At 72.6% G+C, this 19487-nt stretch carries 15 protein-coding genes, 1 tRNA gene and 1 pseudogene; 8 read left to right on the forward strand and 9 right to left on the reverse strand.

Going from position 1 to position 19487, the window contains the following annotated elements; translation table 11 throughout:
* Nucleotides 1-115 precede the first annotated feature (115 nt).
* Nucleotides 116-1672 carry a DHA2 family efflux MFS transporter permease subunit gene (locus AC068A_RS32400; RefSeq protein ID WP_478589844.1) on the forward strand — a complete coding sequence of 519 codons (1557 nt, stop codon included), beginning with the start codon at nt 116-118 and terminating at the stop codon, nt 1670-1672.
* Nucleotides 1673-1675: 3 nt separating this feature from the next.
* Here AC068A_RS32400 and AC068A_RS32405 read toward each other — a convergent pair whose 3' ends face one another.
* The 4 genes from AC068A_RS32405 to AC068A_RS32420 all read right to left on the reverse strand — a co-directional run bounded on the left by AC068A_RS32405 (nt 1676) and on the right by AC068A_RS32420 (nt 5610).
* Nucleotides 1676-2683 (reverse strand): hypothetical protein, encoded by a 1008-nt coding sequence (locus AC068A_RS32405; RefSeq protein ID WP_478589845.1) that lies wholly within the window; start codon nt 2681-2683, stop codon nt 1676-1678.
* Between the two features lie 98 nt (nt 2684-2781).
* A complete protein-coding gene (locus tag AC068A_RS32410) occupies nt 2782-3318 on the reverse strand; it encodes a cupin domain-containing protein (protein WP_478589846.1) in 537 nt (178 codons plus the stop codon).
* A complete protein-coding gene (locus AC068A_RS32415) occupies nt 3315-4532 on the reverse strand; it encodes a cytochrome P450 (RefSeq protein WP_478589847.1) in 1218 nt (405 codons plus the stop codon). The genes AC068A_RS32410 and AC068A_RS32415 overlap by 4 nt, the downstream gene beginning before the upstream one ends.
* Before the next feature lie 28 nt (nt 4533-4560).
* Nucleotides 4561-5610 carry a type III polyketide synthase gene (locus AC068A_RS32420; protein WP_478589848.1) on the reverse strand — a complete coding sequence of 350 codons (1050 nt, stop codon included), beginning with the start codon at nt 5608-5610 and terminating at the stop codon, nt 4561-4563.
* Between the two features lie 225 nt (nt 5611-5835).
* Between AC068A_RS32420 and AC068A_RS32425 the strand changes: the two genes are divergently transcribed.
* Both AC068A_RS32425 and AC068A_RS32430 read left to right on the forward strand, forming a co-directional pair.
* Entirely contained in the window at nt 5836-7080 is a 1245-nt protein-coding gene (locus tag AC068A_RS32425) for a cytochrome P450 (protein ID WP_478589849.1), read from the forward strand.
* Nucleotides 7077-7298 (forward strand): acyl-CoA carboxylase epsilon subunit, encoded by a 222-nt coding sequence (locus tag AC068A_RS32430; protein ID WP_478589850.1) that lies wholly within the window; start codon nt 7077-7079, stop codon nt 7296-7298. The genes AC068A_RS32425 and AC068A_RS32430 overlap by 4 nt, the downstream gene beginning before the upstream one ends.
* Here AC068A_RS32430 and AC068A_RS32435 read toward each other — a convergent pair.
* Nucleotides 7288-9141, reverse strand: a complete 1854-nt coding sequence (locus AC068A_RS32435; protein WP_478589851.1) for a VanW family protein — start codon at nt 9139-9141, stop codon at nt 7288-7290. The genes AC068A_RS32430 and AC068A_RS32435 overlap by 11 nt on opposite strands.
* Nucleotides 9142-9420: 279 nt before the next feature.
* Here AC068A_RS32435 and AC068A_RS32440 point away from each other — a divergent pair, with 279 nt between their 5' ends.
* Nucleotides 9421-9969 (forward strand): hypothetical protein, encoded by a 549-nt coding sequence (locus AC068A_RS32440; protein WP_478589852.1) that lies wholly within the window; start codon nt 9421-9423, stop codon nt 9967-9969.
* A 3-nt stretch (nt 9970-9972) separates the two neighbouring features.
* Here AC068A_RS32440 and AC068A_RS32445 read toward each other — a convergent pair whose 3' ends face one another.
* Complete coding sequence (locus AC068A_RS32445) at nt 9973-10611, reverse strand: TetR/AcrR family transcriptional regulator (RefSeq protein ID WP_478589853.1); 639 nt, start codon at nt 10609-10611, stop codon at nt 9973-9975.
* 96 nt (nt 10612-10707) lie between these two features.
* Between AC068A_RS32445 and AC068A_RS32450 the strand changes: the two genes are divergently transcribed.
* The gene (locus AC068A_RS32450) at nt 10708-11766 is read left to right on the forward strand and encodes an aldo/keto reductase (RefSeq protein ID WP_478589854.1); all 1059 of its coding nucleotides are present in this window, start codon (nt 10708-10710) and stop codon (nt 11764-11766) included.
* A gap of 19 nt (nt 11767-11785) precedes the next feature.
* Here the strand turns inward: AC068A_RS32450 and AC068A_RS32455 are convergent, their stop codons facing one another.
* The gene (locus tag AC068A_RS32455) at nt 11786-12727 is read right to left on the reverse strand and encodes an NAD-dependent epimerase/dehydratase family protein (RefSeq protein ID WP_478589855.1); all 942 of its coding nucleotides are present in this window, start codon (nt 12725-12727) and stop codon (nt 11786-11788) included.
* Between the two features lie 250 nt (nt 12728-12977).
* Between AC068A_RS32455 and AC068A_RS32460 the strand changes: the two genes are divergently transcribed.
* Nucleotides 12978-15047: a phosphocholine-specific phospholipase C gene (locus AC068A_RS32460; protein ID WP_478589856.1), complete on the forward strand. Its 2070-nt coding sequence runs from the start codon at nt 12978-12980 to the stop codon at nt 15045-15047.
* A 92-nt stretch (nt 15048-15139) separates the two neighbouring features.
* Here the strand turns inward: AC068A_RS32460 and AC068A_RS32465 are convergent, their stop codons facing one another.
* Together AC068A_RS32465 and AC068A_RS32470 are read right to left on the reverse strand one after the other, a co-directional pair.
* Entirely contained in the window at nt 15140-17074 is a 1935-nt protein-coding gene (locus tag AC068A_RS32465) for an APC family permease (RefSeq protein WP_478589857.1), read from the reverse strand.
* A 463-nt stretch (nt 17075-17537) separates the two neighbouring features.
* Nucleotides 17538-17611 (reverse strand) — tRNA-Pro (locus AC068A_RS32470).
* Between the two features lie 145 nt (nt 17612-17756).
* Between AC068A_RS32470 and AC068A_RS32475 the strand changes: the two genes are divergently transcribed.
* Nucleotides 17757-18458 carry a transketolase gene (locus AC068A_RS32475; protein ID WP_478589858.1) on the forward strand — a complete coding sequence of 234 codons (702 nt, stop codon included), beginning with the start codon at nt 17757-17759 and terminating at the stop codon, nt 18456-18458.
* A 12-nt stretch (nt 18459-18470) separates the two neighbouring features.
* A pseudogene (locus AC068A_RS32480) lies at nt 18471-19331 on the forward strand (transketolase family protein); the annotation flags it as partial.
* Nucleotides 19332-19487 lie beyond the last annotated feature (156 nt).

A 19487-nucleotide genomic window follows, 5' to 3' on the forward strand; every position in this document is an offset into this window, starting at 1 on the left:
CGTGGCGTGGCGACACGCGGGCGGCGGGCCCGTCTCACGCATCGTCGAAGCAGACAGTCCCCCCACGCCCACACGCTCTCGCCTGCGAGAACGAGCGGAACCCATGGAGTCCACCATGTCCGCAGAACCGACCGGCCCAGCCCCCGGCCCAGGCCCCACCCCCGGACGCGGCGGCGGACCCGCCACCGGCACCGCCCCGGCCGCCGACGCCGCCGCACCGCCCGATCCGCGCCGCTGGTGGGTCCTCGCCGTCATCGGCCTGGCCCAGCTGATGGTCGTCCTCGACGCGACCATCGTGAACATCGCCCTCCCCTCCATCCAGGCCGACCTGGGCTTCTCCGACCACCGGCGCCAGTGGGTGGTCACCTCGTACGCGATCGCCTTCGGCAGCCTCCTGCCGCTCGGCGGGCGCCTGGCCGACCTGATCGGACGCCGCCGGGCGTTCCTCACCGGCCAGCTCGGCTTCGCCGCCGCCTCGGCCCTCGGCGGCGCGGCGGCCACGTTCGGCGTCCTCGTCACGGCCCGCACCCTGCAGGGCGTGTTCGCGGCCCTGCTGGCCCCGGCCGCGCTCTCGCTGCTCACCACGACCTTCTCGGCGCCCGCCGAACGCGGCAAGGCCTTCGGCGTGTTCGGGGCGCTGGCCGCGTCCGGGGGTGCGGTGGGCCTGCTGCTCGGCGGGGTGCTCACCGAGCACCTGAGCTGGCGCTCGACCCTGTACGTGAACGTCCTGTTCGCGGCGGTCGCCGTCACCGGCGGCGCGCTGCTGCTGCGCCGGCCGACGCCCGCCGCCCCGCCCCGGCTGGACCTGCCGGGGACGGTCCTGGCCTCGTCGGGGCTGTTCTGCCTGGTCTACGGGCTGGCCACGGCCGGCTCGCACGGCTGGCGGTCCGTGCACACCCTGGGCTTCCTGGCCACCTCCGCCGCCCTGCTGACCTCGTTCACCTGGTGGCAGCGGCACAGCACGCACCCCCTGCTGCCGCTGCGGATCGTCCTCGACCGGGTCCGGGCGACGGCCCTGATGTCCGTGTTCATCACGGGCGTGGGCATGTTCGGGGTGTTCCTGTTCCTGACGTACTACCTCCAGCACACCCGCGGCTACAGCCCGGCCAGGGCCGGCCTGGCGTTCATGCCGATGTCCGGGTGCACCATGCTCAGCGCGGTCGGCAGCAACCTGGGGCTGCTCGGCAAGGTGGGCGGCCGGCCGCGCATCGTCACGGGCATGCTGCTCGCGGCCTGCGGGATGGCCTGGCTGACGAACCTGTCGGCTTCGGGCCCGTACGCCGTCGAGGTGCTGCCCGGCCAGGTGGCGACGGGGCTCGGCATGGGGCTGATCACGGCGGCGGCCATGAACCTCGGCACGGCGGGGATCGACCCGCGGGACGCCGGGGTGGGCTCCGCGACGGTCAACGCCATGCGGCAGATCGGGGGGTCGGTCGGGACGGCGCTCATGAGCACCCTGGCCGCCGGCGCCTCCTCCCACGTCCTGGCAGGCCGGCAGCCCGCGCCGGAACTGATGGCGCGGGCTGCCCTGGAGAGCTACCACACGGTGTTCACGGCCTCGGCGGCGATCTTCACCGCCGGAGCCGTGCTGACCCTGTTCCTGCTGCCCGGCGGCCTGTCCATGGAGCGCGCGCACGGCGCTCCGGGCGGCCGCCGTCCGTCAGGGCCGTGAGCCCTACGGGCGCGACGGACGCGCGGGCGCCGCCGGCACCCCGGGGGCCGCGGGGGCGGAACCCTTGGGAGCCGCGGGCTTCGCGGGGTTCGCGGGGTTCGCGGGGTTCACGGGCGTCGCGGGGTTCGCGGGCGTCGCGGGCTTCACCGGGTTCGCCGGGTTCGCGGCGTTCGCGGGCGTCGCCGGGGTCGCGGGCGCCGGAGCCTCGGCCACATTGCAGTTCGCGACCGAGCTGCGGACCCGCTCCCCGGTCGAGAAGTGCTTCAGCTTGCAGGAGTTGGTCCCGAGGCCGCCGTCGACCTGGGCGTAGCCGGGGCCGATGGTCAGGACGGAGTCGGCCTGGCCGCTGACCATGTCGTTGCCCGGGCCGCCCAGGACGATGCCCGAGGACTCCGCGCCCACCGACTTGGGCTCGATGATGTCGTGCTCGCTGCCGCCGAGGATCCGGCCGCCGAGGTCGACGTTGCCCGTGCGGATGGTGTCGCTGCCGTCGTTGCCGAACACCTGGCCGCCGCCGCGCTGGTACTCGCCCGGCTCGCCCAGCACGCTGCCCGTGGTGATCTTGTCGGCGCCATGGTCGCCGTAGACGGTGGCGCCGTGCGCGGCCGTGCCCACGACCAGCGCGGTGATGATGGTGTCGTCGCCGGCGCCGCCGCGCACGGACGAGTTCCCGTTGCGCGGGAAGAGGTTGTTGACCTGGATGGTGTCGTCGCCCTCGCCGCCGAGCACCTGGGAGTCGACGACCATGCCCTTGACCCGGATGTTGTCGTTGCCGCCCGCGCCGTCGATGATGACGTTCTCGACGTCGTTCTCGCACAGGATCGTGTCGACGCCCGGCGTGCCCCTCACCACCGTCAGGCCGGACTGGGCCTCGACACCGTTGATGTAGCACCAATAGGACGGCAGGGAATCGGCGGCCTGGGCCGGGACCGCCGCCAGCGCGGCAGCAGCGGCGACCGTGCCGGCCAGGGCGTACGTGGCGGTGCGAAGTTTGCGGCGATTGCGCAGCATCAATTCTCCCGAGCGTGGGGGTGGGTGGTGGTGAGTGGTGCGTACGTGACGCGTGATGTGTGGCGCGTGATGTGTGGCGCCTGGTGTGTGGTGGTCGGTCAGGGCAGCTCGTGGCGCAGCGGCGTGAGCTGTTCGATGTCGTAGCGGGCCCGCAGTTCGCTGATCGCGGCGGGATCCGGGAAGGCGCTCGCATCGAGCAGGGCGAGGAGCTCCTCGAAGTACCGCTCGTGGTCGGGTGGCGGTGAGGCCTGGAAGAACATGCGGGCCGGCTGGCCGGTGGGGTTGGCGAAGGCGTGCGGGCAGCCTGGCGGGACCACGATGACGGTTCCGGGGGTGGCCCGTACGACCTGGCGCCCGTCGAGTGACCTCCAGTGTCGCCAGTCGTCGTCACTTCGCACGCGCGGCTCGAACGCCATGACGTCGAGTTCACCCTCCAGGATGTAGAACAGTTCTTCGCTGCGTACGTGCCGGTGGGCTCCTACGTCGAATCCGGGCGGGACGACGACCTCGAAGCTGGAGGCCACCGTGGAGTGCTCGCCGGTGACCTTGAAGGTGACCTGCTGGGCGTCGGTGTGGAGGGTGCGGCCGTGGCCGGGTGGGACGAGCAGGCCGTCACGGGCCAGGTGCGCGGTCATGACCAGGTCACCGGCAGGCCTTCGGGGCCGCGGATGAGCGCCCCCGGCCGCCAGCGCAGTTCGTTCGGGGGGACGGTGAAGCGGATGCCCGGGAAGCGGTCGAGGAGTGCGTCGACGAGCAGCTCGGACTCCAGGCGGGCGAGCATCGCGCCGGGGCAGAAGTGGGGGCCGTACCCGAAGGAGACGTGCGGGTTGGGGCTGCGTTCCAGGTGCAGCTCGTGGGGGTCGGGGAAGACGTCCGGGTCGCGGTTGGCGGCCAGGTAGGAGATGTACACGGCCTCGCCGGCCCGGATGCGGTGGCCGGCGATGGTGACGTCCTCCAGGGCGATCCGGGAGAGCCCCACCGCGTTGCGGTGCGGGATGTAGCGCAGCAGCTCGTTCAGGCCCGCGGGGCGCAGGGCGGGGTCCTCGCGCAGCTTCTGCATCAGGTCCGGCCGGGTGAGCAGGATGTAGACCATGTTGCCCACGTTGTTGGTGACGGCCTCGCCGCCGATCTGGATGAGCAGGCCCAGGCCGGTCGCCTCCTCCAGCGTGACCTCGCCGTCCCGGACCGCCTCGTCGAGGAGTCCGATGACGCTGTCGTCGTGCGGTACGTCCCCGGAGCGCAGGCGTGCGGCCAGGTAGGCCAGCGCCTCGTCCTTCGCGCGCTCGCTGCGCTGGGCGCCCTGGGCGGAGGAGAGGATGAGCGTGGTCCATTCGTGGACCATGGGCCGGTCCTCCTCGGGTACGCCCATCAGCTCGCACACGACGGCGAGCGGGAAGGGGGCGAGGAGGCGCTCGGTGAGGTCGGCGGGCGGGCCGTCGGCCAGGATCTGCTCAACGAGGCCGTCGAGCATCTCCTGGGCGCGGCGGCGGAGCCGCTCGACCCCGGTGGTGGTGAACGCGGCCGCGACGGTGCGGCGCAGCCGGGTGTGGTCGGGCGGGTCCTCGAAGCCGACCGCGCCCGGGGCGGGGATGAAGTGGGGGGCCAGCCGGGTGACGTCGTGTTCGGCCACCAGCTTGCGGCTGAACCGGGGGTCGTTGGCCACCATCCGCACGTCGTCGTACCGGCAGACGAGCCAGGCCCAGCCGGACCCGTTGGGGAGGCGGATCCGGGTGACCGGCCCCGCCTCCATCAGGGCGGCGAGGACGGGGTCGAAGTCGACCCCGTCCAGGGCCGGGGTGGGCCAGTGCGTGATGGGTGGCCGTGCGGTTGCGGGGCCGTCCTTCAGCATGCTTCGGATTCCTCCCTCACCCGGGTCCTCATTGCGAGGTCCAGCTGCCCAGTGAGATTTCTGCGGTGATGCCCGGGCCGAATCCGGCCAGCAGGCCCTTCGCGGCGTCTGCCGTGCGGTTCTCGTCGAAGAGTCGGCGCAGTGCGTCGAGGACGACGGCGCTGGCGATGTTGCCGTACTCGGTCAGTGTGGCCCGACTGAAGCGGAATGCCTCGGGTGCCACACCGAGGTACTTGCTGAGGTCGTCCAGGATGCGTGGGCCGCCCGCGTGGATGATGTAGAAATCCAGGGCGGCGGCGTCCCATCCGTGGGCCTTGGCCAGCTCCTTGAGGGACGGGGCGAGCGGCTCCATGGTGCCGGGCACCCGCCGGTCCAGCTTGAAGTGGAACCCGGTGGACTTGACGTCGTACATGATCCAGTCCTCTGTCCGGGGGATGATGTACGAGCTGTTGCGGTGGATCTCCATGCCCGTGCCGCCGCGTCCGCGGACGACCGCGGCGCCCACGCCGTCGCCGAACAGGCCGTTGGAGAGCAGGTTGCCGACCTCCAGGTCGCTCGGCTGGTAGCACAGCGAGCAGAGCTCGCAGGAGACGATCAGGGCGTTCGCCTCGGGGTACGCGGTGCAGAAGTCGTGGGCCCGGTTGACCGCCGCCCCGCCCGCCGCGCAGCCCAGTTGGGCGATGGGCAGCTGTCGGGTGTCCGTCCGGAAGCCCATCTCGTTGATCATCCACGCGGTCAGCGAGGGCATCATGAAGCCCGTGCACGACACGTAGATGATCATGTCGATGTCCTTGGCGCGCAGCTGCGCGTCCTCCAGGGCCTGCCGCACCACCGCGGGGACCCGGGCCTTGGCCTCGGATTCGTACACGGCGTTGCGCGATTCGAAACCGGGGTGCCTGAGCGTCTCCTCGATGGGCTGCACGATGTGCCGCTTCGCGACGCCGGTGTTCCGGATCAGGCGCAGTGCCAGTTCGAGCTGCGGGTGGTCCGCGTGGACGGACCGGCACAGATCGAGGGTCTGCTCCATCGTGATCACGTGCTCGGGCACGGACACCGTTGGCCTGCACAGAGTCGCCATGGGTGGCTCTCCTTTCGTGTCTGACACAGCCTCACGGACCCCGGGCGGATGCGCGCGCGGGACTACGGCGTTGGGGGACATGGGCCAATCCGGTGACGCTGTCGGACGAAGGCAGCGACGGGTGTGGCGAACGGGAAGGGATGGGCTGGTCGATATGTCCGCGGTTTCCGTTTTTCCGCGGGATCGAGCCGTGGGGGGTGCCATCCACGCAGGGAGATGTGAACGATGACGTCAGACCCGCACACGGCCGTGGAGCCCGGCAAGGACCCGGCCACGGACGAGACGGTGCACTGCTGGAGCCTGGACGACTTCGAGGCCCTCGAGTTCGACCCGTTCCTGCACGACCGGCTGAAGGAGAAACGGGCCGCCCGGATCCAGCTGCCGTTCGGCCAGGGCAGCGCGTGGCTGATGTCCCGCTACAGCGACGTCAAGGCGGCCACGACCGACCCCCGCTTCAGCAGGGAGGAACTGGTCGGCAGGTCGGTGACCGCCTCCTCCCCGCACGCGATCGCCTCGCAGAAGGCGTCCCTCAACTACGCCGACCCGCCGCGCCTGAACAACATGCGCCGGGTGGTGGCGCGGGCCTTCACCGGCAAGGCGATGAACAAGCTGCGCCCGACCGTGCAGAAGACCCTCGACGGCCTCCTGGACGCGATGGAGCGGCACGGCTCGCCCGCGGACCTCGTCGAGCACCTGCACGGCCCGCTCCCCCTCGCGGCCGTGGCCGACCTGCTGGGCATGCCGCAGGAGATGCGGGCGAACATGACCTCCTGGGCGAACGTGGCCATGACGCCCGGCCCGGCCCCCGCCCAGAGCGTCGACGCCCTCAAGACGGTCCGCGAGACCGTCGTCGCCCTGCTCGACATGCGCCGCAAGAAGCACAGCGACGACCTCGGCGGAGTGCTCACCGCCGCCGCGAAGGCCGGCGAGATCACCGACGACGAGGCCGTGTCCCTGGCCACCGCCATCCTGGTGAGCGGTGCGCACGCCGTCCGCAACAACAGCGCCAACATGGTGTACGCCCTGCTCACCCATCCGCAGCACCTCGAACGGCTGCGCGCCGAGCGGGACCTGATCCCCCAGGCCGTCGACGAACTGCTGCGCTTCATCCCGCACCGCAGCGGAGTGGGCCTGCCGCGGATCGCGATGCGGGACGTGGAGATCGCCGGCGTCACCGTCAAGGCGGGCGAGGCGGTCTACTCCTCGTACCTGGCCGCCAACCGCGACCCCGAGGTCTTCCCCGACCCCGACACCCTCGACTTCGACCGCGGCCCGATCGCCCACATGGCCTTCGGCAACGGCCCGCACCACTGCGTCGGCTCGATGCTGGCCCGGATGGAGTCCGAGCTCATGCTGGCCACGCTGCTCGACCGCTACCCGCGCCTCGCCCTGGCCGTCCCGCCCGGACAGGTCGAATGGCAGACCGGCGGGCTGATCCGCGGCCCCAAGACCCTCCCGGTGTCCTGGTGATACGCCGGCACCGGATCCGGGTGGTCAGGGGCCGCCCCGACCACATAGAACTGGCGGCCCTCACGGCCGCCCTGATGGTCTGGGCGCGTACGGGCGCGATGGCCGCACCGGGTCACACCCGGCGTCACCGCGCCCACTGGGACCGCAACCTGCCGTCCCTGACCCACCATCCCGTGCACTCCTGGCGTGCCCGGCCGCGCTCCCCGTTCACCCAGTGAGGGTGGCGGGGCCGGACGGGTCGGCCGCCGGACCCGGCGGCGTCCGCACGGACGCGGGCGCCGCCGGAGCGGCCGGGGCCGCAGGGGCTGTGGGGGCCGCGGGGGCCGCGGGGGCCTGCGGGTCGCAGGTCACCTCGTCCCGTGGGATGTAGTGGGTGCGGTACGTCTCCCGCTTGACCTCCTGCCCGCCCCGGACGAAGAGCCGGTCGACGGCCACGTCGAAGCCCTCGAGCGGGGTCTGCACCTCGCACTGCGGACCCGAGGCCTCGATCTTCTTCGGCGGGGTGACGTTGGTGCGGGGGCCCTTGACCGCGCGGATCTCGTCGTACTTCTTCGTGCCCAGCAGGCTGATGGTCACCGAGGAGTTGGTGGACCGGGCCTGGACGTAGACCGCGCTGCCGGAGTCGTTCTTCCAGCGCAGGTCGAGGGTGCCCCAGGCCACGGTGGCCTCGCGGCCCTCGGGGTAGCGCTCGATGTAGAAGGAGTGCGCCCCGTGCTCCACCGGCTTCAGGCCGGCGAAGAACATCGCGTTGTACATCGTCGTCGCGACCGCCGAGACACCGCCGCCGGGCGACTTCACGTACCGGCCGTCGTTGATCATGATTCCGTCGACGAAGCCGTTCTCCTCGGTCCGCTCGCCGACCGTCTTGTTGAAGCTCCAGGTCTCGCCCGGGCGGACGACGGAGCCGTTGATCAGCTCCACCGCGCGCCCGATGTTGGTGATGCGGTACGGGGCCGCCGGGAAGTCGACCGTGAAGGACGACAGCTTCTCCTTGATGCCGAGCTGCCGGGCCTCCCGCGCGGTCAGCCGCGGCGGGACGGCCGTCGTGGCGAGTTCCGCCGTGCGGGCGTCGCCCGTACGGGTCAGCAGCGGCAGGACGGCGTCCCCCAGGGCTTTCGCGGTGACCTGGACGCCGCTGCGCCCGTCCTCGGCGACCACCGCACGGCCGGCGGCGTCCACCTCGAAGGTGACCCCGCGCGAGGGCGCCGTGATCGCGGACACCTGCCGGGCGACGTCCGGGTCGGCCAGCAGCCCCGCGGAGTCGAGCTTCGGCAGAAGCCTGCCCGCGCCGTCGGCCTTGAGCGCCAGGTGCCGGCCGAGGACCTCCGGGGTGAGGACGATCCGCTTGCCGGCGACGGTGAGGGTGACGGGCCCGGACATCGCGGGCTCGGCGAACTCCTTCATGGCCCGCGCGGTCTCCTGCGCGCCGACCGCCGGCTGCGTGAGTTCCACCGGGAGGGTCGCGGGGCCGGCCTGCGGGCTCAGGAAGGCGGCGCGGACGGCCTCGGCCGCCCGGTCGGCCCGTACGGCCACCCCGGTGGCGGGGGCAACGGACCGGGCCGTGCCGTCCCGGAAGCTGACGGCGCCGTCGCGGGGCGGGCTCCCGGCGGAGTCGGCGAGCCGCTCGGCCGCCCGGGCCGGGTCCGCGGGGCCGTCGGCGCGGATGACGGGTTCGACCTCGCGGTCCTCCGCCGGCGTGACCAGCCGCGCGATCACGGTGAACGGGTCGGAGCCCGACTGCGCGGCGCGGTCGACGGTGGCCTCGGTGTCGAGGGACAGGCCGAAGGCGGCGGGGACGGCCTGCGCGGTGCGGCCGCCCTCGACCTTCAGCGTGATCGGCGCGGCCGCCTCCGGGCCGAGGCCGCGGTCGAGCGCGGCCCGGGCCTCCGCGCGGCTCATGCCGCCGATGGCGACGCCGCGCACGCTGGTGCCGTCGGCGATGGTGTCGGCCGCCGCCGCCAGGCCGACGAGGTACAGGCCGCCGAAGCCGAGTACGACGGCTCCGCCCGCAAGGGGCAGGGCCGTACGCCAGTCGTTCAGCAAGCGGTGTGCACGTCGCATGTCTCTCCCGTGGCGGCGGTGTGCCGTGTCGCAGTCGTGGCTGTGGCGGCCGGCGACCCACCCGAGACGCGAACCATGCGCCGGACCGCCCTCCAGCATTCACCAATTCGGACGAAAGCGGTCAAAAATGTGCGTGTTCTCACGCCGCGGCGGTGCAGCCGCCCCCGCGTCCGCGCGGGGGAACCGTCCGCGCCCCGAGAACGTCTCCCCCTGGCCACGCCCTCGCGCCACGGCGGGACGGGCACGCGCCCGGTGGGACGGACGAACCAGGGGGACACGATGACCGGACGGTGGAACGGCTGGACGGAGCGCCGCGGGTTCCTCGCCCTGCTCGGCGGCGCCGTGCTGCTGCCCCTCGCCGGAACGGCCGGCTGCGCGGAGCTCCGGCCGAACGAGGACCACCTCCGCGTACGGACCGAAGCCGAGCCGCTGCGCAAGCGCTTCCCAGCCCTGGGCGAGCTGTCCGACGCGCACTGGCTCGGGTACGACCTCGACGAGGCGGGGAAGCGGCAGACCATCCCGGGACCGGACTCGCGGATCCGGCTGGTCGGGGTGGCCCGGCTGGCCCGCGGCGCGGTGACCGCCACGCTCGGGGCCGCCCCGGCGGGGGAGCGCTTCGAGACGGTGGCACTGCCCGCCGACGTCCCGGCGCCACTGGCGCAGCACGTGCCCGACCGGGCCGGCTGGCGGGCGAGTGCGGCGTACGACCTCCGGGTCCTCGCCCGGGACCCGGCGCAGCCCTCGGCCGACGACCAGGCAGACGGCCGCTTCTTCCTCCGCGAGGAGGACGACCGGGTCTGGTTCGACACGGTCTTCCTGTACGCCTGACGGTCAGCCCTCCGGCACGTCCGGGCCCGGCGCGGTGAAGACTCCGGCGCGGGCGGCCGCCGCGGCCGCGCGGGCGGCGCGTTCGGCCGCGGCCGCGTCCGGGGGTGTGCCGGTCGTCAGCAGCCGGTAGTAGAGGGGGGCGGAGACGAGCCTGATGACCTCCTCGGCGTCCGTGCCCTCCGGCAGTTCGCCGCGGTCCACCGCCTGCCGGACGCAGGGCGCCCATTCCGACACCCGTACGGCGTAGAAGCGGTGCAGGGCCTCGGCGGCCCTGGGGTCCGTACCGGCGGCCGCGATCACGGACCGGAACAGGGGGCCCTGGCGCGGGTCGGACAGGGTGCGGCGGACCAGGTCGGCATTGGCCAGCAGGTCGCCGTCGAGCGAGCCGGTCTCGGCGCGGGGCGCGGACTGCTCGGCCATGTCGCCCAGCAGGTCCGCGACGAGCCCGGCGGGTGTCCCCCACCTGCGGTAGACGGTGGTCTTGCCCACCTCCGCGCGCCGGGCCACCTCCGCCAGGTCCAGCCGGTCGAAGCCGGCTTCGGCCAGCACGTCGCCGGCCGCGCGCAGGACCGCGGCCCGCACCCGGGCCGTGCGGCCGCCGGGCCGCAGCGTGCCGGGCTCCGCGCCACGCTCATCCGCCATAACGGTTCTCCAGTTCCATTAGTTCACTCCGGCTGTTACGGTGGGGACCAACTTAAAGGGTCTACAGTTCCGTTAATCTGCTTTGGGGGGCTCGTCATGGAGTACAGGCAGCTCGGCGCTTCCGGTCTCACCGTTCCCGTCCTGAGTTTCGGCGCCGGCACGTTCGGCGGAGCAGGCCCGCTCTTCGGGGCCTGGGGCAACACCGGCGCCCGCGAGGCACGCCGCCTGGTCGACATCTGCATCGACGCCGGGATCACCCTCTTCGACACCGCCGACGTCTACTCCGCAGGCGCCTCGGAGTCCGTCCTCGGAGCGGCCGTACGCGGCCGCCGCGACCGGGTGCTGCTCTCCACGAAGGCCGGCCTGCCCATGGGGGACGGGCCCGGCGACGCCGGCACCTCCCGCTCGCGCCTCATCCGGGCCACCGAGGACGCCCTGCGACGCCTGGGCACCGACCGCATCGACCTGTTCCAGCTGCACGCCTTCGACGCGGCCACCCCGGTCGAGGAGGTGCTGTCCGCGCTCGACCGGCTCGTGCGCGCCGGGAAGATCCGCCACGTCGGCGTGTCCAACTTCGCGGGCTGGCAGCTGATGAAGTCGCTGGCCGCGGCCGACCGCCACGGCTTCCCCCGGTACGTCGCCCACCAGGTGTACTACTCCCTCGTCGGCCGCGACTACGAGTGGGAGTTGCTGCCGCTCGGCCGTGACCAGGGCGTCGGCGCCCTCGTGTGGAGCCCGCTGGGCTGGGGCCGGCTCACCGGGAAGGTGCGCCGCGGCCGCCCGCTGCCGTCCGGGAGCCGGCTGCACGCGACGGCGGACTACGGCCCGCCGGTCGACGACGCGCTGCTGTACGACGTCGTCGACGTACTCGACGGGATCGCGCAGGAGACGGGCCGGACCGTGCCCCAGGTCGCCCTCAACTGGCTGCTGGGCCGCCCCACCGTGTCCTCCGTGATCATCGGTGCCCGCAGCGAGGAACAGCTGCGCCAGAACATCGGCGCCGTCGGCTGGAGCCTGACACCGGAGCAGAGCGCGCGCCTCGACGCGGTCAGCCACCGCCCGGCGCCCTACCCCTACTTCCCGTACGAGCGCCAGGAGGGGTTCGCCCGGCTCAACCCCCCGCTGACGGCCCCCGTCCCGGGCCGGGCCGGGTAGGGGCTGCGGGCGGCGGCCGTCAGCGCGCGGCCGCCAGCCGGTCACGCCACCAGTCCACGGTCTCCTCGATCTGCCGGTCGAGGGGGGTGGCCCGGACCGCGAACTCGGCCTCGTAGGCACGGGAGTCGACCACGAACGGGCGGTCGAACTGGTAGCGGACCTCCTTCAGTTCGCGGAGCAGCGGCGAGAAGAGCGAAGCCGCCCCCAGCACCGCCGAGGGGAGCCTGCGCACAGCGACCGGCCCCGTTCCCGCCCGCTCGGCCAGGCGGCCGACCATCTCCCGGACGGACAGCGCGGGCCCGGTCGGGACGTGCCAGGGCCGCCCCCAGGCCCGCTCCTCCCCCGCGACCTCGACCAGGGCCCGGGCCGCGTCGGGGAGATAGGTCCAGCTGTGCGGGGCGTCCGGGTCCCCGAGGGTGGACACGGGCTTGCCGCGGAGCACCGCCGGCATGACCCGCGCGGCCAGGTGTCCGCCGTCGGTCACACCGGGCCCGAAGAAGTCCGAGGCCCGCACCTCGACCGCCTTGATGCGGCCCTGCTCGTGCAGCGTCCGCGCCTGCTCCCACCCGGCGGCGCGGACCCGCCCCTTGGTGCCGGTCGCCGCGAGCGGCAGCCGCTCCGTCATGGGACCGTCCACCGGACCGTAGCCGTAGAGGTTCCCCAGCAGGGCCAGGACGGCCCCGGTCGCCTCGGCCGCGGCGCAGAGCGACGAGGCCAGCGCCGGCCATTCGCCGGCCCAGCGGTGGTACGGAGGTGCGGCGCAGCCGTACAGGGCGGCCGCGCCCTTCGCCGCCTCGGCCAGCCGCTCGCCGTCCCGTGCGTCCAGCGCGATGTGCTCGATTCCGGGTTCCGGACTGCGGCCGGACGCGGTGACGACCCGTACCGCGTGTCCCTGCGCGGCCAGCAGTCGGGCGGTGGCGGCCCCGGCGGGCCCGAATCCTACGACGACATGGAGGTTCACCGTACGCACCCTAGCGCGCGGGCATTCTGACCTCACGCCAGATACGGCGGTGCGGCCATCGGCGGGCGGTCGGCAGCGGAAAGCGGCCGGACGGGTTCGACGTTCATGCGGCCGAGCCGGTCACCGCTCGGAAATCCGGCTGCCGTTCGCCCGGCGTATCCCCCGCCGTCACGCCAGGCTCCCTCTCCGGTCCCCCGAGCGCGCTGTCCTGGGGGCGCTCCGCACCCCTCAACCGCAGAGGTCATCCGCCATGGCAGAACTCAACCGCCGCCGGTTCCTACAGCTCACCGGTGGCGCCGCCGCCCTGACCATGCTCAACGAGAGCATCGCACGCGCCGCTGCCATCCCCGCACAGGGGACCACCGGCAGCATCGCCGACGTCGAGCACGTCGTGGTCCTCATGCAGGAGAACCGTTCCTTCGACCACTACTTCGGCAAGCTGCGCGGCGTACGCGGCTTCGGCGACCCGCGCCCGGTGACCCTGCCCAGCGGCAAGTCCGTCTGGCACCAGGCCGACAACGCGGGCAAGGAGACCCTGCCCTTTCGGCCGCCGTCGGACGACCTCGGCATGGAGTTCCTCCAGGGCCTCAACCACGACTGGGCGGGCGGCCAGAGCGCCTTCAACAAGGGCAGGTACGACAACTGGGTGCCCGCCAAGACGCCCGCCACCATGGCGTACCTGACCCGCGAGGACATTCCGTTCCACTACGCCCTCGCCGACGCGTTCACCATCTGCGACGCGTACCACTGCTCGTTCATCGGCTCCACCGACCCCAACCGCTACTACCTCTGGTCGGGCCACACCGGCAACGACGGCAAGGGCGGCGGCCCGGTCCTCAACAATGCCGAGCTCGGCTACGGCTGGACCACCTACCCGGAACGCCTGGAGGCGGCCGGCATCTCCTGGAAGGTCTACCAGGACATCGGCGACGGCCTCGACGCGGCCGGCTCCTGGGGCTGGATCAACGACGCCTACCGCGGCAACTACGGCGACAACTCGCTCCTCTACTTCAACAACTACCGGAACGCCCAGCCGGGCAACCCGCTGTACGACAAGGCGCGCACCGGCACCAACGCCAAGGCCGGCGAGGGCTACTTCGACCGGCTGCGCGCGGACGTCCAGGCCGGCAAGCTGCCCCAGGTCTCCTGGATCGCCGCCCCGGAGGCCTTCAGCGAGCACTCCAACTGGCCGTCCAACTACGGCGCCTGGTACATCGCGCAAGTGCTGGACGCGCTCACCTCGAACCCGGACGTATGGGCCCGTACGGCCCTGTTCATCACCTACGACGAGAACGACGGCTTCTTCGACCACGTCGTCCCGCCGTACGCCCCGGCCGACGCCGACCAGGGCCTGTCGACCACGCCCACCGCGCTGGACGTCTTCGGCGGCAAGCCCGGCTACGTCGCCGGCCCGTACGGCCTGGGCCCGCGCGTGCCGATGCTGGTGGTCTCCCCGTGGAGCACCGGCGGCTACTCCTGCTCCGAGACCTTCGACCACACCTCGGTCATCCGCTTCATGGAGAAGCGCTTCGGCGTCATGGAGCCCAACATCTCGCCCTGGCGCCGCGCCGTCTGCGGTGACCTGACCTCCGCCTTCGACTTCGCCCGCAAGGACACCGGCGCGGTCCGACTGCCCGACACCGGCGGCTGGCAGCCGCAGGACCGCGAGCGCCACCCCGACTTCCACGCCGTCCCGCCGGCGGTGGGCAGCATGCCGCGCCAGGAGAAGGGCCTGCGGCCCACCCGTCCGCTCGGGTACGCCCCGTACGTGGACGGCACGGCCCTCACCGGCGAGGGGAAGTTCCGGCTGGCCTTCAGCGGCGGCCCGGACCTGGGCGCGCAGTTCCACGTCACCTCCGGCAACCGCACCGACGCCCCCTGGACGTACACGACGGAGGCCGGGAAGTCGATCGCGGACACCTGGAACACCCGCTACTCGGGCGGGGTCACCGACCTGACGGTGCACGGCCCGAACGGCTTCCTGCGCGGCTTCCGCAACCCGGGCACCACCCCCGGCGCCGAGGTCACCGCCCGCCACAACGCCGCCACCGGCAACCTGGACCTCACCTGCACCAACAGCGGGGGCTCGACGGCCACCCTCACGGTGACCAACGCCTACGGCGGCGGCCCGAAGCGCCTCACGGTCCCCAAGGGCGCCACGGTCACGCACAGCGTCCCGCTGAAGAACAGCCGCCGCTGGTACGACGTGACGGTCACCGCGTCCGGGGCCCCGGACTTCCTGCGCCGCTTCGCGGGCAAGGTCGAGACCGGCGCGGCCGGCCTCTCTGACCCTGCGATCCTCACCGACCAGTCCTCCTGACGCCGGATCAGCAGCCGAGTCCGGAGGCCCTGAACACGGACTCGGCTGCGTCCCGGCGGGTTCCTTGCGGGACGGTGTCCACCGGCGTGGTGTCAGCCGACGTGGACGTGCGGGCGGCGGGCCCGGTCCGGTTCGGCCTCGCGGACCACCTCGCGGGTGACGGGGGCGACCTCGCCCTGCCCGAAGAGGAAGAACCGCAGGAAGTTGGCGAGCGGGTTGCCCTCGGTCCACTCGAAGTAGATGTGGGGGCGCTGCCCGGTCTCGTCGCGTACGTGGAGCAGCAGTGCGGCGAGCGCGTTGGGGACGGACGAGGACTCCAGGGTCAGGACGCGGTAGCGGTCGTGCATGACCTCGCCCTTGATCCTCAGGCCGGCTTCGAACTCCGACGGGTCCAGGATGGTGACCTCCACGAAGAGGAAGTCGTCGCCCGGCGGGATGTCGTTGTCGGCCCGGATCTGGTCGATCTTCTCCCGGTACTCGGCCTTGTCCCGGTTGTCCGGCTCGTTGGCGATGAAGCGGATGGTGCGGGTGGCGGTGTCCCGGATGAACCGCTCCGCCATGTCGTCGAACTCGATCTGCGTGACGCGCAGTTCGAAGACGCGGGCCAGGCGGGACATCAGGGACAGGGCCATGATGCCGGCGATGAAGCAGGCGCCGATCTTCACGCCGTCCGGACGCTCGATCACGTTCACGGCCGTGGTGTAGATGAAGACGGCCGAGATGAGGGAGAAGGCGATGGTCCAGCCGCGCTCGCGGGCCCGGCGGGCCGCGATGGTCACGGCGACGGCCGCCGAGGTGATCAGGACGAGCACACCGGTGGCGTAGGCGCCGCCCTGGGCGTCGACGTCGGCGTTGAAGATCCAGGTCACGAGGAACGCGATCAGGGTGAACACGATCACCATGGGCCGCAGGGCGCGGGCCCAGTGCGGGGCCATGCCGTAGCGGGGCAGGTAGCGCGGCATCAGGTTGAGCAGGCCGGCCATGGCCGAGGAGCCGGCGAACCACAGGATCAGGATCGTCGAGACGTCGTAGACGGTGCCGAACGCCGATCCGAGGTATTGGTGCGCCAGGTAGGCCAGGGCCCGGCCGTTGGCCTCGCCGCCCGACTTGAACGCGTCCGCCGGGATCAGCAGCGTGGTGATGAAGCTGGAGCAGATCAGGAACACGCTCATGATCACCGCGGCGGTGGTGAGCAGCTTCCTGGTGCCCTTGACCCGGCCTGCGGGCTTGTCCGGGTCGTCGCCCGGCTCGCCCTGGACGTGCGGCATCACGGCCACGCCGGTCTCGAACCCGGACAGGCCCAGCGCCAGCTTGGGGAAGACCACCAGCGCGATGGCGATCATCATGACCGGGTTGCCGTACTCGGTGGTCAGCGCGTTGGTCCAGTTGGTGATCACCTGCGGGTGGGTGGCCACCTGCCACAGGCCGACGCCGACCACGATCGCGTTGAGCAGCAGGTACGAGGCCACGAGCGCCACGGCCAGGCCGATCGCCTCGCTGAAGCCCTTGAGGAACACCGCGCCGAGCAGCGCGATCAGGATCAGGGTGATGAGCACCTCGTGCCCGTGCAGGGTGCTGGTGAGGTGCGGGTTCTCCACCATGTGCGCGGTCGCGTCGGCGGCCGACAGGGTGATGGTGATCAGGAAGTCGGTCGCGGCGAACCCGAGGAGGGTCAGCACGAACAGCTTGCCCTTCCAGAACGACAGCAGCCGCTCCAGCATCGCGATCGAGCCCTCGCCGTGCGGGCTCTCCTTGGCGACCCGGCGGTAGACGGGCAGGGCGCCGAACAGGGTGAGCAGCACCAGCACGATCGTCGCCAGCGGCGACAGCAGCCCGGCCGCGAGCGCCGCGATGCCGGGCTGGTAGCCGAGGGTGGAGAAGTAGTCGAGGCCGGTCAGGCACATCACCCGGTACCAGGGCTTGCCCTCGTGTGCGGTCTCGGGTTGCTGCTGCTGTTTGTGACGGCGGTCGGTCAAGCCTTCCAGCAGCCACGCGCGCAGGCGCGAGGAGCGGGCAGGGGTGGCCATGGTGAGGCGCTCCTGTCGTACGGCACGGATTCAGCCATCGGCGTCGACGGCTGAGCCAGCGTACGCAGCCGGAACCCGGCCGGTACGCCTATACCCTCGTCTGACGAAATCCTGACGCGCTCTTAACGCTCGCCCCCGGGCGGCGTAGCGGATCACCCGAGGGAGCGGGGGCCGGCCAATCCCGTCGGCAACGCGGTCCGCCACGCTCCCGGCGGCCGTCCCGTACGGGTGTGGTCGGACGGCGGCTCCGCGGCAGCGAACGCCGCTTCCAGCCGGGCGAGTTCCTCCAGCGGGGTGCCGATGCCCACTTCCCCGAGGCCGCTTAGCTCCTCGGCCAGGCCCTCCGCCGTGCCGAGCGGGGTGTGATGACTTGTGACGCAACAAGCCGTGGAAACAATCAAGGGCCTTGCCTCACATGATGTGAAACAAGGCCCTGACCTGTGACTATGGAGTGAACTCCCAGTCGGGACGACAGGATTTGAACCTGCGACCCCTTGACCCCCAGTCAAGTGCGCTACCAAGCTGCGCCACGTCCCGATACCCGCTGACCTGGGGTTTCCCCCGGCCGAACGCGCATGAGAACAATACCGCACTTCCCCCGGTGGTTGCGCGCAGGTTTGGCCGCCGGGCCGCGGGGACCGGCGGTTGACCTCGACCGCGGTTGAGGTTGCAGGATCCATGCATGACACAAGGAACCGCGGACAGGGAGTTCCGCCACCAGGACCTGGGGCGTCTCATGGCGCTCATGACCGGGGCCGAGAAGCACGGGCCGGCCGCCACGTCCACCCTCGACGTGCTGTGGGTGCTCTACGACCGGGTGCTGCGGGTCGGCCCGCGGACCGCCGAGGACCCCGCGCGGGACCGCTTCCTGCTGTCCAAGGGGCACGGGCCGATGGCGTACTACGCCGTGCTCGCCGCCAAGGGGTTCTTCCCCGTGGACTGGCTGAGCGGCTTCGGCTCGTACGACTCCCCGCTCGGCCACCACCCCGACCGGGTGCTGGTCCCCGGCGTCGAGATCGCCAGCGGCTCGCTCGGGCACGGGCTGCCGCTCGCCGTCGGCAGCGCCCTCGGGCTGCGGGCCCAGGGGCTGGCCGATCCGGCGGTGTGGGTGCTGATCGGCGACGCCGAGCTCGACGAGGGCAGCAACCACGAGGCGCTCGCCTACGCGGGCGCGGCGGGGCTGGACCGGCTGCACACGGTGGTGATCGACAACGACTCGGCGACCCACGGCTGGCGGGGCGGGATCGCCTCCCGCTTCGAGGCGGCCGGCTGGTCCGCGGTGACCGTGGACGGCCGGGACCACGAGGCGCTGTACGCCGCCTTCACCGCACCGCATCCGGGACGGCCGCACGCCGTGGTCGCGCGCGTCGAGAAGAAGGCCTGAAGGGAGAAAACCATGGACAACATGCGGGAGCGGTTCATCGCGGTCACGTCGCGGCTGCTCGACGAGGACCCCCGGCTGGCGCTGGTGCTGGCCGAGATCAGCATGGACGGGTTCCGGCCCGCCCGGCAGCGCCACCCCGACCGGGTGCTCAACGTCGGCATCCGGGAGCAGCTGCTCATCGGGGTGGGCGGCGGGCTGGCCCTCACCGGCATGCGGCCGGTCATGCACACCTTCGCGAGTTTCCTCGTGGAGCGTCCGTTCGAGCAGCTCAAGCTGGACTTCGGGCACCAGGGCACCGGCGGGGTCCTGGTCAGTGCGGCCGCCAGCCACGACTGGCCGGCCGGCGGCTTCACGCACATGTCCCCGGGCGACGTGGCGCTGATGGACACCCTGGACGGCTGGACGGTCCACGTGCCGGGCCACCCGGACGAGGCCGAGGCCCTGCTGCGGCACGCCTACGCCGCGGGGGACGACAAGGTCTACGTCCGGCTCTCGCTCCAGTCGAACGCGGCTCCTCGCCCGGTCGACGGCCTGCGCATGCAGACCGTACGGGAGGGGGCGGCCGGGGTGGTCGTCGCCGTCGGCCCGCTGCTGGACGAGGTCCTCGCCGCGACCGAAGGGCTCGACGTGACAGTGCTGTACGCCGCCACCGTGCGGCCCTTCGACGAGGAAGCGCTGCGCGCGGCCGTCGGCCGGGCCGCGGCCGACGTCGTCCTCGTCGAGCCGTACCTGGCCGGCACCTCCTCGGCGGCGGCCGCGCAGACGCTCGTCGACGTACCGCACCGGGTCCTCGGGCTGGGGGTCGGCCGGGCGGAGCTGCGCCGCTACGGCACGCTCGAGCAGCACACCGCGGCCCACGGCCTGGACGCGCGGTCGCGGGGGGGGGGGGGGGGGGGGGGGGGGGGGGGGGGGGGTGGGGGGGCGGGGGGGGGGGGGGGGGAGGGGGGGGGGGGGGGAAGGGGGGGGGGGGGGGGGGGGAAGAAGACAGAGAGACACGAGGGGGCTCGGCCGGGGGGGAGGGGGAGGTGG

Source organism: Streptomyces sp. NPDC043854 (genome assembly GCF_056436005.1).

What these genes read in the sequence shown, in the direction of transcription:
- AC068A_RS32400 (WP_478589844.1), top strand. Translation starts at nt 116, where the DNA reads ATGTCCGCAGAACCGACCGGCCCAGCCCCCGGCCCAGGCCCCACCCCC.
- AC068A_RS32405 (WP_478589845.1), bottom strand. Translation starts at nt 2,683, where the DNA reads ATGCTGCGCAATCGCCGCAAACTTCGCACCGCCACGTACGCCCTGGCC.
- AC068A_RS32410 (WP_478589846.1), bottom strand. Translation starts at nt 3,318, where the DNA reads ATGACCGCGCACCTGGCCCGTGACGGCCTGCTCGTCCCACCCGGCCAC.
- AC068A_RS32415 (WP_478589847.1), bottom strand. Translation starts at nt 4,532, where the DNA reads ATGCTGAAGGACGGCCCCGCAACCGCACGGCCACCCATCACGCACTGG.
- AC068A_RS32420 (WP_478589848.1), bottom strand. Translation starts at nt 5,610, where the DNA reads ATGGCGACTCTGTGCAGGCCAACGGTGTCCGTGCCCGAGCACGTGATC.
- AC068A_RS32425 (WP_478589849.1), top strand. Translation starts at nt 5,836, where the DNA reads ATGACGTCAGACCCGCACACGGCCGTGGAGCCCGGCAAGGACCCGGCC.
- AC068A_RS32435 (WP_478589851.1), bottom strand. Translation starts at nt 9,141, where the DNA reads ATGCGACGTGCACACCGCTTGCTGAACGACTGGCGTACGGCCCTGCCC.
- AC068A_RS32440 (WP_478589852.1), top strand. Translation starts at nt 9,421, where the DNA reads ATGACCGGACGGTGGAACGGCTGGACGGAGCGCCGCGGGTTCCTCGCC.
- AC068A_RS32445 (WP_478589853.1), bottom strand. Translation starts at nt 10,611, where the DNA reads ATGGCGGATGAGCGTGGCGCGGAGCCCGGCACGCTGCGGCCCGGCGGC.
- AC068A_RS32450 (WP_478589854.1), top strand. Translation starts at nt 10,708, where the DNA reads ATGGAGTACAGGCAGCTCGGCGCTTCCGGTCTCACCGTTCCCGTCCTG.
- AC068A_RS32460 (WP_478589856.1), top strand. Translation starts at nt 12,978, where the DNA reads ATGGCAGAACTCAACCGCCGCCGGTTCCTACAGCTCACCGGTGGCGCC.
- AC068A_RS32465 (WP_478589857.1), bottom strand. Translation starts at nt 17,074, where the DNA reads ATGGCCACCCCTGCCCGCTCCTCGCGCCTGCGCGCGTGGCTGCTGGAA.
- AC068A_RS32475 (WP_478589858.1), top strand. Translation starts at nt 17,757, where the DNA reads ATGACACAAGGAACCGCGGACAGGGAGTTCCGCCACCAGGACCTGGGG.